Genomic DNA, 1100 nt, shown 5'->3' with positions numbered 1-1100 from the left:
GTTCCTCCTGATACAGTTACACTAGCAGTACCGTTGCTTCCTCCAAAACAGCTAACAGCAGTAGTTGCAGTAGTTGCTGATAAAGCAGCTCCAGGTTGTGTGATGGTAAAGCTTTGAGTATCCTGACATCCATTTGCATCAGTAACGGTCACCGTATATGTTCCTGCTGCAAGCCCGGTTGCTGTAGCTGCAGTTCCTCCTGAAGGAGCCCAAGAATAAGTATAAGCGCCAGTTCCCCCAGTTCCAGTTACGGTTGCAGATCCTGTAGAACCACCATAACAAGCAATATTGGTCTGGGCTACAGGTGTAGCATTTAAAACAGTTGGCTGGCTGATTGTAAAACTTTGAGTAGTCTGACATGCGTTTGCATCAGTAACCGTAACGGTATATGTTCCCGCAGTAAGACCAGTTGCTGTAGCTGCTGTTCCTCCTGAAGGAGCCCAAGAGTAAGTATAAGCTGGCGTGCCTCCAGAAACTGAAACAGTTGCAGATCCTGTTGCACCGCCATTACATAAAACATTAGTTTGTGCTCCGGCTGTAGCTGTCAAAGCGCTTGCTGGAGATCCCACAACAATATTGTTTATAGTTGTTGAACAAGAATTGGCATCTGTAATGGTTACACTGTAAGTTCCTGCCACTAATCCTGAAGCCGTAGCTGCAGTTCCTCCAGAAGGGGCCCATGAATACGTATAAGCTGGCACTCCGCCACTTGCTGTAACAGTTGCAGAACCATTTGCACCTCCAAAGCATGAAACAGCAATTGTTGAAGCAGTTCCACTTAATATAGTTGGTTGTGTTATGATAATATTATTTACTGTTTTAGTACAGGAATTTGCGTCCGTAACAGTTACGCTATAAGTGCCAGCAGTAAGGCCATTTATTGTTGCTGTCGCAGCTCCATTAGACCATAAATAAGTATATGGGCTGGTACCGCCAGACGGCGAAATAGTTGCGCTGCCATTTGCGCCGTTATTACATGAAACAGCTGTAGTTGAAGCAATTGCATTAAGTACAGGTGGCTGCGTTATTGCAATATTATTTATTGTTTTTGTACAAGAGTTTGCATCTGTTATGGTAACAGAATAGGTTCCGGCAACAAG

General features: G+C 44.5%; 1 protein-coding gene. It reads right to left on the bottom strand.

Annotation, left to right across the window (positions count from 1 at the left end):
- Positions 1-1100: SprB repeat-containing protein (locus EYY60_RS00085; protein ID WP_208749427.1), on the bottom strand; the 1100-nt coding region annotated here is incomplete at both ends.

This window comes from Flavobacterium zhairuonense (genome assembly GCF_004352915.1).
Lineage (GTDB): Bacteria > Bacteroidota > Bacteroidia > Flavobacteriales > Flavobacteriaceae > Flavobacterium > Flavobacterium zhairuonense.
Note: the sequence above shows the minus strand (reverse complement) of the source record. Positions and strands in the feature narration are given on the sequence as shown.